The organism is Caballeronia arvi, from assembly GCF_001544695.2.
In the GTDB taxonomy this organism is placed as follows: Bacteria; Pseudomonadota; Gammaproteobacteria; order Burkholderiales; family Burkholderiaceae; genus Caballeronia; species Caballeronia arvi.
The window spans coordinates 1-1,404 of record NZ_FCOM02000227.1 but is presented as its reverse complement, the minus strand read 5'-3'; the positions used below and the strand labels follow the sequence as shown (position 1 = coordinate 1,404).

General features: G+C 60.3%; 2 protein-coding genes. Both read right to left on the bottom strand.

The features are described from left to right. Positions 1-87 (bottom strand): AbrB/MazE/SpoVT family DNA-binding domain-containing protein (locus tag AWB74_RS44530; RefSeq protein WP_143749548.1); only part of this gene is annotated, 87 nt, incomplete at its 3' end. A 426-nt stretch (positions 88-513) separates the two neighbouring features. Next, the coding region (locus AWB74_RS44525) for an MFS transporter (protein ID WP_061152797.1) at positions 514-1,404 on the bottom strand (891 nt) is incomplete at its 5' end.

Genomic DNA, 1,404 nt, shown 5'->3' with positions numbered 1-1,404 from the left:
ATCGTCGCCCTCCTTCAAGTCAAGCGCATCGACGACGCTCGCGGGCAGTCGCACGGCAAGGCTATTACCCCATTTTGCGACCTGCATGATTTGCCCCCATTGATACACGTTTTTTTAATTGTATATCCACACGAATGTTTTCTCAAGTTCCGGCCGACTTGTAACCTCCAGACCGCCGAACACTTATTCTGCGTGCGAGGTCCTCCACCTATTTCTGCCGTTTGCCGGCCCCCCAACCCCGCGCCAATCCGATGCGGTCGACTCAACGCCCACACCGCGCAGATGAGAAGCGCGTTCCGGCCACGATCCTAGAAGAGTCCCCGGGGCGCGAAACGGTCTGACGTGCGAAATGCACACGGAGCGCGTTGCCTGCAGTTGATTGGCGAGCCCCTCTTGCGATCACGAGGAGAAATCGATTCGCTCAGTGCACTCGGGAAGGGTCTACCATTCCCGACCGACCAGGTTTCGGAAGTTGCGTCCTGGAGCCAGAACGCTTTTCGCGGATTGCCCGATCTACCGAGGCTGTTCGATCACGAGATCTTCCGCCGATCTTGTCTCTGAGTCACCGCGCAGTGTCATCGAGATTGAGATGCAGACCATGCCGCAGGCGATCAGGAACAAAAAAGCGCCGGTGAATTGGCCTCCACTGGCCGCGATCAAAAATCCCATCGCCGCCGGCGATACGACGCCCGCGAGCTGACTGCCCATGTTGATGACCCCGGCAGTTGAGCCGCTCGCGTCGGTGTCGTCAAACTTCAATGGCAGCGACCACACCGCGATAAAGCCCAGTTTCAGCGAGAACGCGATCAGCGCCTGACATATCAGCACGACGGGAAGCAGTGAGACGTTCAGCATCACGATTAGGCATACCGTACTTACGCCGACCGCGCCAACCAGCAACACCTTCTCGCGCTGGGCGAACCAGCCATCGGCAAGCCATCCGCCCGTCAGCATGCCGAGAATGCCGGCGACGCCGGGCACGGACGCGAAGAGGCCGACATGCAGCAGATCGAGTCCGTGCACCTTCAACAGGTAGGTCGGCAGCCACGAGATAAAACCCCAGATCAGGACATTGAGCGCAAAGTTGACCGCACAGATCTTCCATACGGCGACGCTTCGCAGCACTCGGCGCAGCGGATCGCGCGTGAGCCTCTCCGATCTGACGGGAGTCGCGACCTTTGGCAGTCCACACGCATAGAGCAGGGAGACGGCGAGCCCCGTGAGCGCAACCGCGACGAACATGCCGCGCCAGTTCAACCAGACGGTCATCAGCGCGCCAAGCGCGGGCGCGAGCACGAGCGCCACGGGATTCGACGCCAGCAGCACCGCCTGAATCTTCGAACGGCGCTGCTTCGGAAAGTAGTCCGACAGCGCCCTGAAACTCGCACTAGGAAAGCCGCCTTC